Raw genomic sequence first — 13520 nt, 5'->3', positions numbered from 1 at the left:
TCGAGGTCGGTTAGCCCTTCCACTGGATAGCGGCGCTGGCGGTTAGAGAGAAGGGCGAGCCGATGCCATGCTGCACCGCCCGTTGATAGGCGAGCATGGCTACGGTCAGGTCCGAGATACCCATACCCATCGCCTTGAAAAGCGTGATATCGCAGTCGGCTGGCGGCGTGATGCCTTCGGCGACTACGGTTCCAAGCGGGCGTACCCGCTCCCAGTCGCCACCGCCCGCACCTTTGTCGAAATAGTCAATTAGTTCTCGCGACGCCTTGCGCGCATTCGGCACGTCGTCCACGGCGATGAAGCCCACGCGCTCGAACACGTCCTGATTGATCTCCGCGCTGCTCGGCAGGATGGAGCCGACAGCGTTCAGATGTGCACCACGCGCCAGCATGCGCGACCTCAGGAAGGGTTCGCGGGCACGAGTGACTGTCGTCACGATAGGTGCCCCTTCTGTCGCCTCGTCAATCGTGTTGGCCTCGCGTACTTCAAAGTCGAACTGCTCGGCCAGCGAGCGGCAGAATGCCTGCCGCCTCTCGGGCGTCGGGCTCCAGATGCGGATACGTTCTAGCGGCCTAACGAGATTAATTGCCGCGACTTGCGCGAACGCTTGTCGACCGGAGCCGATCAGCGCCATATCGCTCGCAACTTCGGGGGCGACCCATTTCGTGCCTAAACCCGTGATCGCGGAGGTACGCATTTTGCCAAGGCAATTGGCTTCCATCACCGCGAGCAGTTTCCCTTCGTTCGCGTCGAAAAGGATAAATACCGCCTTCGCACCGTTAGGGGTATTAACCCAGTTTTTGTAGCCGCAGTACCCGGCTGTCACCATGGCAGACCCAAGCGAATGCATCGATGACGCGTCGCTGTAGCTGCCCAGCGCCTTCGGAATATTGAATGCCGATCCGTGGCCGAGTTGTCGAACGCTGTCTTCTAGCGCCGAGATTGTGTCCCCGAGACTGACGAGTGAAGTTACTGCTTCTTCGCTCAGCCAAATCGCCGCCTCTTTCATCGATACTCCCTGGTTTCAGAAATCGTTGTGTACGGGATTGCGTAGCTCGCCAATGCCGCTAATTGCAACTTCGAAGGTGTCACCTTCGCGCAGAAAACGCGGTGGCTTCCGCGACATGCCGACTCCGGCCGGCGTTCCAGTGGCAATCACATCGCCTGGCATGAGCTCCGTGAAAGTCGAAACGTAGGCGATGATTTGCGGGATGGAGAAGATCATGTTCGCGGCGCTGTCGTGCTGCACGACCTCTCCGTTGAGCCTGCCCGTTACCACCATGTCGGTCGGCGCCGGTGCCTCGTCCTGTGTCACAAGCCACGGGCCAAAGCCGCCGCTGTTGACGAAGTTTTTCCCAGGCGTCGCCTGATTCGAGTGACGCTGCCAGTCACGCACCGAATTTTCAGCGATGCACGTATACCCTGCCACTACTTCGAGCGCGTCCGCCTCACTCACGCGCCGCGCACGACGGCCGATGACTACCGCAATTTCGGCTTCGTAATCGAACTGCTCAGATTCTCGCGGACGTATCACGGGCTGCCCGTGCCCGACAAACGACGAGCTGAAGCGCACGAACACCGACGGTCGCTGCGGCACGACCTGCTTCGCCTCTTCGGCATGCCGAAGATAATTGAGTCCAACGCACAGAATCTTTTCCGCGTCGACGATCGGCGGAAGCAGCGTTGCGCGTGAGAGCGGCATAATCTTCGATGCCTGCGTGTCCGAAAGGCGCCGCGCGATGCCTTCGATTCGCTCCCGTAAGATCGCCTCGCGTAACGTTCTCAACTCGGGCGTCGCGAGGTCGACAACCGACTCTTCAATCAGCGCACCCCACGACGGCACAGATGACGCGTTCGTACTGTCGAGATAGCTCACCAGCTTCATGTATCCCCCTGGTTTTCGAGACCCATGTTCCTTACCTGACAACGGCTTTAGTTTGCTTTGAGACTCAGCGACGGACAACGCCGCACCAGGAACAGCTGCTGTTCCTGGTGAGATCAGGTTGACGCCTCGATGCCGACGAACACACGCTTTCCTTCCGCTTTCACCGGGTAAACAGCGATATTTTTGGTAAGGGGGGCGCAGAGCGCGCGGCCATTGCGAATGTCGAAGCGGCCTTGATGCAGCGGACATTCAATTTCATGTCCTTCGAGGTAGCCGTCGCACAAACGCGCATTGCCATGTGTGCAGAGGTTGTCGGTCGCGTAGACTTTGTCCTCGACCCGGTACAGCGCTATCTCGTGATTGCCGACGGTCCTGGCCAAGGGGATATCCTCATCGATTTCCTCGGTTGCACACACGTCGATCCAGTTTTCTGTCACAGGCTATCCCCTATTTATATCTTTACAGACGGCGCTTCATGCGCCCGTGCATTAACTGTGGAGGATGATCTGTTCGACAACAAGGCGCGCAGAGGAACAACAGCTGTTCCACGTCGGAGATAAGTAAAGGCAATTTCGATGAGGTGTGTCGCGAAGGGTTAGCACTACTACGATTCAATATCGGCACTTAAACCGCACGCAGATGCGCCATTTATTGCATACCAGAGAAACAACTCCGAAGGAACTCAACCGCCGCCTCCAGTTTCCTCGAAGTTTTGCTGCGCTGGATAAGTACCGCGTACACCGCGCGATTGTTAGGAATGTAGTTACTGAGCACTTCGACGAGGCGTCCCGCGGCTAGATCTGGCTCGACGACCCAACGTGGCGCCATCATGATGCCTATTCCCGCCAGACAGACCATTCGCACGGTCTGTCCGCTATCGGTCACGAAGTTGCCCTTCACGTGAACGTGCCCAACCTCCCCGCCCCTCTGCACCTGCCAGCGCGTGCTGAACGCATAACCGCGGGTTATAAGACAGTTATGGTCCATCAAATCTTCCGGCTCGGTGGGTGTGCCGTGCATCGACAGATATTCGGGCGCCGCACAGATCACACGGCTGTAAGGGGCGAGTCGGATCGCCATGAGGCCAGGATCCAGCACGTCGGCGATTCGCACGGCGACGTCAATGCCGGCCTTATAGAGATCCAGTTTCTCCATTGAGAAGTTAACGTCGATGGAAAGTAATGGATTTTGCATTATGAATTCACCCAGGCGAGGAGTGATAATCGCCTGACCCAACATGGAGGGTGCAGTAAGGCGCAGGTGACCGCTCGCCCGGTCTTGCATACAGGACATCTCTTCGGCGGCTTGATCGAGTTCCTGCAGGGCACGCATCGCATGATCGTAAAGCAGTTGCCCAATCTCCGTGACGACGAGCCGCCGCGTGTTGCGGTTCAATAGGCGCTGTCCGACCTTATTTTCAAGCGCTGCGATACGCTTGCTGACCATCGCAGGGTTGGCACCGATACGTCGTGCGACCTCCGAAAAATTGCCGATCTCGACGGTGCGCACGAAGATACGCAGCGTGGTGAGGTCCTCGAATCCTTCCGCAACATGCGTCCGTGCCTCCATGAACTGCGCCACTACGCTATCCATCGCTCTCTCCCGCAAACACGGTGCATCCCGTTAGGCGGTGACGCTGGCGGGCCAAATGCATTGGATCATTGAAAGCGTGTGTGAACCACTCCAAAACCCTGACTTCTGCCCCTGCAAAACTGGTCACCGACGTTTGAAGACCTCACATCATCGTATATTAGAGATCTTATGAATATTCGGGATATCCAGTGGGAGGAACATCGTTCGGCTCAGTAAACGCTTGGCCCTCGAGCCATTGTGGTCACAGACGCAGTCTCCATCTTGAATCGCCGCGCGAGGGCCTCTGCGCCCCGGGCGAGAATTGTCGTGTCCACGCCGACAGCGGTGAATGTCGTCCCCAGATCGATATAGCGGTGGGCAAGCGTCTCGTCACCGATCAGGATGCCAGCAGCCTTGCCAGACCGGCAAATTCCAGCGATGGCGTCTTCCACAGCGAGTTGCACCTCAGGATGCCCCGGATTGCCGAGATGTCCCAAATCAGCGGCAAGATCGGAAGGCCCGATGAACACACCATCGACGCCATCTACCGCGCAGATCGCGTCCAATTCGTCGAGCGCAACGCGAGTCTCTACCTGGACGAGCACGCAAAGGGTCTCTTGGGCACTCGCGAGATAGTCCGAGGTGCGATTCCATTGTGACGCGCGGGCAAGCGCCGACCCGACCCCGCGTATCCCGCCAGGTGGGTAACGGGTGGCCGCTACCGCCGCAATGGCATCCGCGGCACTTTGCACCATTGGGACGAGAAGATTACGCGCGCCGATGTCCAAAAGCCGCTTAATCTCGACGGGATCGTTCCAGGACGCGCGAACAACGGGCTGAACATCGAAGGCGGCGATCGCCTGCAATTGCGCAAGAATGGAGTCGAGCGTATTAGGTGCATGTTCGCCATCGATCAGAAGCCAGTCAAAACCGGCGCCTGCGAGCATTTCGGCGGTGTAAGCGTTCGGCAAGCCTAGCCAAAGGCCAATCTGCGATTGCCGTTGCGCCAACGCGCGCTTGAAGCGGTTTTGATTCATTTCCTCACCGTGATTGCATCAACCAAAGTAGCAGGAAACCGCGCCGAGCGGGCCATAGTCGACCGTAAGCGTGTCCCCTTTCCTGGCGAACACCGGTCGCGTGAACGAGCCACTCAGGATTACCTGACCTTTTTCCAGAGCGACACCATGTTCCGAGAGTTTGTTTGCGAGCCAGACCACGCCATTCGCCGGGTGGTTGAGAACACCCGCCGCGACGCCCGTTTCCTCGATAACCGAGTTTTGCGAGAGGACCGCGCTGACCCAACGAAGATCGACGTCGGTCACGCGCACCGGGCGGCCGCCAATAACTATGCCCGCGTTGGCAGCGTTATCTGCAATGGTATCGAAAACCTTCCGCGTACGTTTTGTTTCTGGATCTACCATTTGCGTCCGCGAATCGATGATCTCGAGAGCTGGAGTCACGTAGCGCACTGCGTCGAGCACGTCGAAGAGTGTGACGCGTGGGCCTTCCAAATCGCGCTCCATGATGAACGCCAGTTCGACTTCGACCCGTGGCGCGATGAATCGCTCCGTCGGAATCGTCGCTCCATCCTCAAAGAACATGTCGTCAAGCAGCGCGCCGTAGTCTGGCTCGTTGATACCGACTGCCATCTGCATTGCCCGGGATGTCAGTCCAATTTTGTGGCCGCGCAAGGCGTTACCTGCGGCGATCTTCATGCCGACCCAACCGCGCTGAATAGCATATGCATCAGCGATGGTAATGTCGGGATAGCGTAGGGAGATCTGCTTTATTGGCGTGCGACTTCTTTCTGCTTCGAGAAGCTCGCAAGCAAGCGACTCGATGACGAACTTGTCTAGCATGAGCGATCCGGTAATTTATTAGGGATGAACTGCGAGCGCCGCTCACATGGCCGGCAAGAGCAATTTGCTTCTCTTGCAGTCTATGCGCCAATGCCCGTCTTCAAGTATCAGGTCATCCGTGCAGTCGCGCACACCGGCCATTTTTGGCGGACCCAAGGTCTGGTCAGCGTCCGCGACGGATTCAAAAGCCGTCATGTAATAGCGTAGACGCGCACTATTCTCGCCAACCGTCTCAACGCGCAAGTTGCTAACCAGATGAGCAGTGTGCCGCTTCGGATCGCGTTGTTCGAGCGCGGTCAAGACAGCTTCCGGTCCCACGAGTTCGACGCCCTGCCGATGCCACGTACCCTTGCGGGCCATTAACTTCGCAACGCTCCGATGATCGTGTTGATCGAGTCCCGAAAAGAAGCGGAAAACCACTTCCGAGAGTAAATCAACGTCGCTGGCTCGCATTTGCATCTATCTCCTGTTTTTGTTCACGCCGATGGGTTATGCGACCGCCTTTACCAGCGGCACATTGGCGTCACGCAAGCGCCCGACGTCGACGCGCGTGCCTTCCGCGACAAGTTTCCGCAATTGCCGGAATTCGCGCGGCAAATTTACGCTGACCGCCGACTCAATTTGCCCATCCGCCCGAATCTCAACGGCTACGAATCGGCTATCGTCCACAACCCGGACAACCGCTTCGGTGCCTAATCTGGTGGTGCCGGCAATGTGGACAAGCGAACCATATTGCTGCGACCAGAAATAAGGCAAGGGACGATAGTTGATCTCCTGTCCAAGAACTGCACGCGCCGCAGCAATGGCCTGGTCCTGCGCGTTCTGCCAGGATTCGAGCCGCAATGGCGCTTGCTCTGGCCGTCGGATAGCAGTCACGTCACCAGCAGCAAAGATCAATGCGTCGGACGTCCGGCACTGTTGATCCACCAAAATTCCACCGTCGCACGCCAGACCCGCATCTCTGGCGAGCCGGTCATTTGGTACTAGTCCGACGCCCACCACAACAACGTCAGCCTCCATGACGGTGCCGTCGGAAAAAACCGCACGACAGCCGTCCTGAGTTCCATCCTCAAGTGCTGTGACACCCGTGCCAAGTCGTACATCCACACCGTTGGCGCGATGCAGCCGTGCGAGAAACTCAGACAGCTGGGCCGATCCCGTGCGGCTGCAAAGCCGGCGCGTAGCCTCAACAAGAGTCACATGGCAGCCCGCCGCGCGCGCCGCCGCCGCAACCTCTAGCCCTATCCACCCTCCACCGACGATTAGTACCCTGCCACCTCGGTGGATTGCTTCACGAAGGTTCGCCGAATCTTCGATTGTTCGAAGCGTATGCACGCACGGTGCGTCGATGCCAGGAATTGTCGGGAGGCGCGAACGACCACCGGTACAAAGAATTAGTTTGTCATATTCAATCCAGTCGCCTTCCGCAAGTCGTACCCGGGACCCGACGCGATCGATAAAATCGCAGAACGAGGATCTTCTCAATTCGATGTTCAGCGTTGAGAATTCCTCCAGACTTATCAGATATTGCGGAGGCGCGGGAATCCGCTCCAGCTGCTCCTTAGAAAGCGGCGGCCGCTCATAAGGAGGCCACGCCTCATCGCCCACCAGCACGATACACCCACGAAACCCCTCCGAACGCAATGTGCGCGCTGCCCACGCCCCTGCCTGTCCAGCACCGACGACGACTACGGTTCCATCACGCATGAAACATCCTCTTTATTCGTTTTCAGGTTTCTATAAAGCGTCATTGTCAACGGGATTAGCTCATTCCTCACACTTATTGAGGTCGAACCACTGTGAGAAACGCTCAAAGGTGGGCGTCAAGACATTGACGCAATGCCGGTACCCTTGTGCGGGCTCAGTAGGACGCTCCGCTAATCCGGCTGTCTCAAATCCAATCACGAGACACGCTCCCGTCGCAAAAACCGAACCGTGCGCCGAACTGGTCCGCATATCAGTCTTGCGTCGAATTAATGGGACCACAAGCCACTAGCCGGAACAGCATCTGTTCCACTCTGGAACAACAGAATAAGCGACCTCTGCCCTAGACTTATAGCGTACCTAGACATGCACCCGGTGTTTTCGGCGGTAACGCGACCGCACAGCGGCAAGCCATAGATCCGCTGCGCGCAAATAGTCAAATCCTTGCATACCAACGAATCCCCCACCAGTAACGAGGCGACATTACTCACCGGGCCCTTGCATGACATTTACAACTTTTAAGGCCGGCGACTTAAACACAACTGCGACATGTGTTGGGCGAGCAACAACCACGGGTTTTCACCGATGCTATAACTAGACCTCTAATGATACCCTCAATGCAGTCATATTTTTATCGTCGGACTTGAATTTGCGTGTGCGCCGTCCACGAGGCCGGACATCTCAGCGATGTTGGTGAACTCCGCACTCGCCCGAAGATTGTGACGCATAGCTTTCATACCCAGCAACCTGGCGGGATGTCGGACGAGCCACTCACGAAAAAGAATGACGAGTTCGGTTATTGAGACATGCCGTGCTCGCTAAAGCCAGCGGTGATTTCAGTTGTAACCTGTAGTTCCTGAACATTAACCAAAATTACGTTTGGAGACGAAAAGCAATGAAAAAGCAGGCAATACTTCTCGCTTCATTTGGAGTCCTATCTTCTGCAGCCTATGCCCAAAGCTCCGTTACCTTGTATGGTATCGTGGATGTCGGGGTGCTTTATGTGAACAATGCCGTCTCAGGAGGCAAAGGCGGCCAACAATGGTCGCTAGCGAGCTCTAACCTTCAGGGAAGCCGCTTTGGTCTCCGCGGTACGGAAGACCTTGGCGGTGGCCTGAGCGCCCTGTTTGTCCTGGAGAACGGCTTTACCACGAACAACGGCAAGCTCGCTCAAGGCGGAGACCTTTTCGGCCGCCAGGCATTCGTCGGTCTCTCCTCGCAGAAGTTCGGAATGTTGACCTTAGGCCGGCAGTATGACTCGGTCGTCGACTACACAGGTTTCTTCGAGGTTGGAGCGCAATGGGGATCATACTATGGCTCCCATCCTGGCGATCTCGATAACATGCTTAATACGCTGCGCGTGAACAACGCCATCAAGTACACGAGTAATTCGTACGCAGGCTTCAAGTTCGGTGGTTTGTATAGTCTCGGCGGCGTCGCAGGTGACGTCTCCCGGAATCAGATTTGGTCAGTGGGCGCTGGTTACTCCGGAGCACAGTTGCAGGCGGGGGTCGCCTATTTGAATGTCCGAGACCCCAACTTTTCATTCTTCGGCAACAACTCGTCGTCAAGCACTACCGGCTCTAACATGGGAGGCAGCACGGTCTATTCGGGCTACGCTTCCGCACGTACGCAGCAAATTATCTCTGCCGGGATGTCGTATGTACTCGGGTCAGCGACGCTTGGAGCGACGTACAGCAACACGCAATTCAAGAACATCGGGGCGCTTGCCGGCCTCCCGGCGGTCGGCGCAGGAGGCACCGCCAAATTCCACAACGCAGAGATCAATTTTAAGTATCAGATCACACCGACCTTACTTGCCGGTGTTGCATACGATTACACCAAGGGCTACGGTGTGAACGATGCCAAATATAATCAGTTCGTGGCCGGTGTGGACTATTTCCTGTCCAAGAGAACGGATCTCTATATCGCGGGCGTGTATCAACATGCATCCGGAACAGACTCAACTGGACACGCTGCGGTCGCCAATATCAGCTCCCTTTCGCCCTCGTCAACGTCGAATCAAGTGGCGACAGTTCTCGGAATTCGACACAAATTCTAGGATATGAGTCGTTTTTCTCGACAGCAGTAACAAGATGCGACTTTGGGTCCCGTGAGGCCCCCCTCAGACGCGCTTCAAAATACCACATGTTTTACTCCAAGGATGTGGTACTTTATCCGGCCCGCCTTCGGCCCAGACAACTTCAGGCGGGCCGCTTCTTTTAGGGATCCATGGCCACTGGGCTATGTCTTGCGCAGCCACGACTTGCTCAAGTTTCGCGTGGGGATCACCCCGCCAAGTCAATGCCGTGATCGAGTGATCGACATACGCTCGAACGTGCAACAGTAAGACCGTCTTGCATCATTTGCTCTTTTTAACTCACGACCAGTACGGCAATGCCTGCCTTCAGCGGAATCGCGCGATCGGAGCCTTGCCAAGGATCACCTGAAGGCAGGACGGGGCGTACTCAACCATCTTGAGCGGCGCATCGAAGATGCCGACGTCGGCATTCGCAATGCCGCACATGGGGTCGGCGGCGCCCGGAGGAAAGCGCCGCGTACGCAACTCGGCGCAAGAAGCGTTGGCGGCAACTTTTTGAAGCATGCCTTCGGGGAGCGAAGACAGGCAGCAGCCGAAATCAGAAAGAACAAAACCGCGCCAAACATTATCTACCAGAGACCGAATCGTATTGAATGACGTCCGAGCAGCTCGATATTCGTTCTCGCTGATACCATTTCTAGTCGGGTTTTGGTCCGGCCCTTGGGGAACAGACTGAGGTACTGTGCAAGCCTCCTGAAATACTGCGCGGCCTTCGCCAGGTTCTGGTATCGCTGAACCATTCGCGTCGTTATCGCACGAAGCTTTCGTTCAGGCAGAAGTGTCTGAATGGATCGCATCATGACGACTGTGCTCCTTCAGCATATAGCCCGTTGCAAGTACCCAAAGACATTCAACGTCCGCGTTGAGCTCAAACTGCGACTCCGCGTCGTAACTGACGCTCAGATCATCTGACAACCCATCCTATCCGAGCTGCTCCGCAATAGATAGCGCGACGTCGCGCGAAGCGTTTGAACAATTCGATGGCAAAGTGGATCTTATCGCGAGGAGCCACTCAGCTTGCGTCCGGCATCGTACGTGAGCTTCGCATAGCCGTAGATCGACACGAGCGTGAGCGCGCCAGCGCATTGGAAGGCAAAACGAAAATCGTGAAGCGTGAACGAATCAGCTAGCGCCATACTCCTCTCATGAAAGGACGAGGCCACACGCAAGGCGAGAGCACCAAACGCGATACCGAGTCCGATGCTCATCTGTTGTGCCGCGTTCCACATCGTGTTGGCACCGCTAATCTGTGGCACGGGAACATCCGCGTACGCGAGCGTCGCAAGCGAAGTGAACTGCATCGAGCGAGTCGCCCCGTACACGAACACTATGAGTAGCGTGAGTGCGAGCGGAGATGCGGGCGTGAGCAGCCCGCACGTGATTGTGAATATGCCGCAAATGAGGCAGTTGACAATCGCTACATTCCTGAATCCGCACCGTTTGAGAACGGTTGTCGTCAGCGTTTTCATGCCGAGGTTACCGAGCGCGCTGGCAAGCAACAACAAGCCGGCCTGAAATGCGGATAAGCCAAAACCTATCTGGAACAACAGCGGCATTAGATAGGGTACGGCACCGATGCCGATTCGTGTGATGGTGCCTGTCACGACTGTCACTGAAAAGGTCGGGATGCGCAGTGTCGTCACGTCGACCAACGGATACGGCCGTGCGAGCAAATGTCGGTAAGCGATGGCACCAACCATAACGCCCACTCCGATCACGGCAATGCCGCTCCATGGATTGGTGTCGGACTGGCTCGCTATGCCGGCGCCATACAGGATTGCCGTGAGTGCCACTCCGCTCAAGATGAGCCCGCCGACGTCGAACGGGCGGCGGTCCTCGCTACGCAGGTTCGGCACCCATCTGATCACCGCCACCAATACGGCAATGCAAACAGGCAGATTCAACAAAAAGATCCAACGCCATGACGCATACGTGATGATAAATCCGCCGAGTGGCGGCCCGACGACCGGCGCCACAATGCCAGGCCACGTAATAGTGGAGATCGCCTGCATCAGATGCTTCTTGTCGACGCTGCGTACAACAGTGAGGCGGCCGACTGGCACCATCAACGCACCGCCGACACCTTGTAGCACCCGCGCCGCCGTGAATTGCGCAACGTCTCGCGCGATACCGCACAACAGCGACGCCAACGTGAATGTAACGATCGCAGTGAAGAATACGCTGCGTGATCCGAAGCGGTCGGCCACCCAACCACTCGCCGGAATGAAGACGGCGAGTGCAATCATGTAAGCACTCATCCCGAGGCCAAGCGAATTAGGACTGGTACCGAAGGAACGGGCCATTTGCGGCAGTGCAGTCGCGATGATCGTCGTGTCGAGGTACTCCATGAAGAAAGTGGCAGCCACGACATAAGGCAGCGGGCCGATGGACATTCCACGGAGTGTCGAATTGTTCATTTTTGGGTACTAGACCATTGAAAGCGTCACAAAAGACGAAGCGGAATCAGAAGACGCAGATCTTCGTATTCCGTCGCCACGAAAATTCGGCAACCTGGTCGCTTCGCGTGGCGAATGCGGAAACGGCTGACCTCCGATGGCGCGTTACGGGCGCGCAGAGTCCTCCCTGTCCCATACCGGTGCGATACTCCCGTCGTTGAACTCACCTTTACGCCCCATGCGTGCGACTTGAGAGACCGTCCTCAAGGAAGACCTACGCAATGACGGTACCCACTGCCCCAACTCGAAACGGCCTCCTTGCCCGGCCTATCCGGACCTACTGGGCCAATTACAGGGGCGACGATTCCGAAGCCACTCCCGATCTCATGTTATCGGGACCGACCTCCCGACCGAATCAAGGCCGCGGCGTAAGCACCGTCACGAGTTCCGCTGGCGTCTGCAAATCGCGTGGCGGTATGCGTCCGCAGATGTCGGACTAAGCGGATTATCGTGCAGTCTCTTCGAACCCGTAGAGGCGCGCCGGGTTATCGACAAGAATCCGCGTACGCGCTGATTCATCTGGCACCCACGTCAACATCTGATCAAGAAGGTCGGTGGTATTGGGCATCGTGCCCTTGAACGACACGTGAGGCCAGTCACTTCCCCAAAGCAGACGTTCCGGATTGACCGCGAGCATGGCATCGACAAACGGCTTCATTTCCGCGTACGGAGGCGCCTCCACTACCCGATATGCTGCGGAGAGCTTTACCCAGCAGCGGCCGGTCTCAAGCAATCCAAGCAGCGTCTTGAAAGACGGCTGATTGACTCCCCCGGAAGGTCGAACCGATCCGACATGGTCGAGTACCACGTCTACTGGCAGGGAGCTGAGCACGTTCTGCATCTCCACCAGGGGCGCGCGTCCGCCATCACTCATGACATGCAACTGAACATGCCACCCCAGCTCCGCGATCCGCCTGGCCATTTCGGGCATTTCCTCAAGCGGAGCGGCTCCCCTATGACCGATGGTGTAACGTATCCCCCTGACGCCTGCGTTATTCAGTCGCTCGAGCTCTGTATCACTGACGTCGGCTCTGAGCGAGGCGATCATCCGCGCCGGTCGCCCGACCTCAGCCAAGGCATCAAGATGCCGCTGGTTATCCGTGCCGTACCCGCTCGGCTGAACCAGGACCACCCGGTCAACTCCCAGCGTGTCGAGAAGCCCCGCAAGTGTCGACGGGAATGCATCCGGTACGTCAAATGCGCGTGTACTCGCCACCGGATAGCTGGCAACGGGACCGTAGACATGCACATGGCAGTCCGTGGCCCCCGGAGGGCATTTCAGTACCGGCGTGCGCGGCGAAGGATCCGGCGGCTGGCAAAGCTCAATCATTGGCGGTGTCTCCATGGAATGCACCCGCAGGCGGACCGCGGGTGACAGGAATGCAACAGGGACAAGGTTGTGTCCTTCGGTGCTACTCGAAAATTCGCGACTCGTCGAGAACGACGGATACCTCTTTGTTTTTTTCCGAATAGCCGTCAAACGGCTGACCGTGTTCATCGATTCGCGCGAGAACATCTGACTCCGGATCGATAGCTGCGCCGACACGTAGCATCACGAGCGGCTCCTCCTCATCTGCGTGAAACGAATAGAGTGCACCCGCCGGAACGAGCACGCAGTCGTTGCGCCCAACACGCTTCGTTTCTCCGCGGGGGCCAAAAAACGTCGCGCCGCCCTGTAGCACAACAAAAACGTGATCCTCGTTTGTGTGAGCGTGAATTTCGTTCTCGCCACCGCTCGCATAGGTCTTGAGAACCACGTTCATGTATGTGGAAGCGCCCAGCACTTGATTTGTCCGTCCTTGTCGCGGAAGCTTTGCGCGGATATGGAAAAAGCTTGGCGTCTTGCGTTTCGCCATTTCTGCCATTGCCTCCCGCCATTCCTTGGCGCTATTGGCGATAGGTGCAAACTCGACATCTGAAATTACTGCTGACATGATGTTTCC

Annotated in this window: 12 protein-coding genes; 1 reads left to right on the top strand and 11 read right to left on the bottom strand. The window is 57.1% G+C overall.

Going from position 1 to position 13520, the window contains the following annotated elements:
- Window positions 1-10 precede the first annotated feature (10 nt).
- The 8 genes from BFE01S_RS06925 to BFE01S_RS06890 all read right to left on the bottom strand — a co-directional run bounded on the left by BFE01S_RS06925 (window position 11) and on the right by BFE01S_RS06890 (window position 7023).
- A complete protein-coding gene (locus BFE01S_RS06925) occupies window positions 11-1009 on the bottom strand; it encodes an ornithine cyclodeaminase family protein (RefSeq protein ID WP_028224854.1) in 999 nt (332 codons plus the stop codon).
- A 15-nt stretch (window positions 1010-1024) separates the two neighbouring features.
- Window positions 1025-1885 (bottom strand): fumarylacetoacetate hydrolase family protein, encoded by an 861-nt coding sequence (locus tag BFE01S_RS06920; protein WP_028224853.1) that lies wholly within the window; start codon window positions 1883-1885, stop codon window positions 1025-1027.
- A gap of 113 nt (window positions 1886-1998) precedes the next feature.
- Window positions 1999-2322 (bottom strand): non-heme iron oxygenase ferredoxin subunit, encoded by a 324-nt coding sequence (locus tag BFE01S_RS06915; RefSeq protein ID WP_028224852.1) that lies wholly within the window; start codon window positions 2320-2322, stop codon window positions 1999-2001.
- Between the two features lie 211 nt (window positions 2323-2533).
- The gene (locus BFE01S_RS06910) at window positions 2534-3478 is read right to left on the bottom strand and encodes a LysR family transcriptional regulator (protein WP_042337298.1); all 945 of its coding nucleotides are present in this window, start codon (window positions 3476-3478) and stop codon (window positions 2534-2536) included.
- Window positions 3479-3687: 209 nt separating this feature from the next.
- Window positions 3688-4494, bottom strand: a complete 807-nt coding sequence (hpaI, locus tag BFE01S_RS06905) for a 4-hydroxy-2-oxoheptanedioate aldolase (RefSeq protein WP_028224850.1) — start codon at window positions 4492-4494, stop codon at window positions 3688-3690.
- Between the two features lie 18 nt (window positions 4495-4512).
- The gene (gene hpaH, locus BFE01S_RS06900) at window positions 4513-5316 is read right to left on the bottom strand and encodes a 2-oxo-hept-4-ene-1,7-dioate hydratase (protein WP_028224849.1); all 804 of its coding nucleotides are present in this window, start codon (window positions 5314-5316) and stop codon (window positions 4513-4515) included.
- A gap of 42 nt (window positions 5317-5358) precedes the next feature.
- Window positions 5359-5769 carry a nuclear transport factor 2 family protein gene (locus BFE01S_RS06895; RefSeq protein WP_028224848.1) on the bottom strand — a complete coding sequence of 137 codons (411 nt, stop codon included), beginning with the start codon at window positions 5767-5769 and terminating at the stop codon, window positions 5359-5361.
- Window positions 5770-5805: 36 nt separating this feature from the next.
- Window positions 5806-7023 carry an NAD(P)/FAD-dependent oxidoreductase gene (locus BFE01S_RS06890; RefSeq protein WP_028224847.1) on the bottom strand — a complete coding sequence of 406 codons (1218 nt, stop codon included), beginning with the start codon at window positions 7021-7023 and terminating at the stop codon, window positions 5806-5808.
- An 892-nt stretch (window positions 7024-7915) separates the two neighbouring features.
- Between BFE01S_RS06890 and BFE01S_RS06885 the strand changes: the two genes are divergently transcribed.
- Window positions 7916-9082 carry a porin gene (locus BFE01S_RS06885; RefSeq protein ID WP_028224846.1) on the top strand — a complete coding sequence of 389 codons (1167 nt, stop codon included), beginning with the start codon at window positions 7916-7918 and terminating at the stop codon, window positions 9080-9082.
- A gap of 1034 nt (window positions 9083-10116) precedes the next feature.
- Here the strand turns inward: BFE01S_RS06885 and BFE01S_RS06870 are convergent.
- From BFE01S_RS06870 to BFE01S_RS06860, 3 genes are all read right to left on the bottom strand, one after another.
- The gene (locus BFE01S_RS06870; RefSeq protein WP_028224844.1) at window positions 10117-11538 is read right to left on the bottom strand and encodes an MFS transporter; all 1422 of its coding nucleotides are present in this window, start codon (window positions 11536-11538) and stop codon (window positions 10117-10119) included.
- 484 nt (window positions 11539-12022) lie between these two features.
- Window positions 12023-12907: an amidohydrolase family protein gene (locus BFE01S_RS06865; RefSeq protein ID WP_245621049.1), complete on the bottom strand. Its 885-nt coding sequence runs from the start codon at window positions 12905-12907 to the stop codon at window positions 12023-12025.
- An 82-nt stretch (window positions 12908-12989) separates the two neighbouring features.
- Window positions 12990-13511 (bottom strand): cupin domain-containing protein, encoded by a 522-nt coding sequence (locus BFE01S_RS06860; RefSeq protein ID WP_028224842.1) that lies wholly within the window; start codon window positions 13509-13511, stop codon window positions 12990-12992.
- Window positions 13512-13520: the final 9 nt, after the last annotated feature.

It is taken from the genome of Paraburkholderia ferrariae NBRC 106233 (assembly GCF_000685035.1).
GTDB lineage: Bacteria > Pseudomonadota > Gammaproteobacteria > Burkholderiales > Burkholderiaceae > Paraburkholderia > Paraburkholderia ferrariae.
The sequence above is the reverse complement of the archived record's forward strand: the minus strand, read 5'-3'. Positions and strand labels throughout refer to the sequence as shown.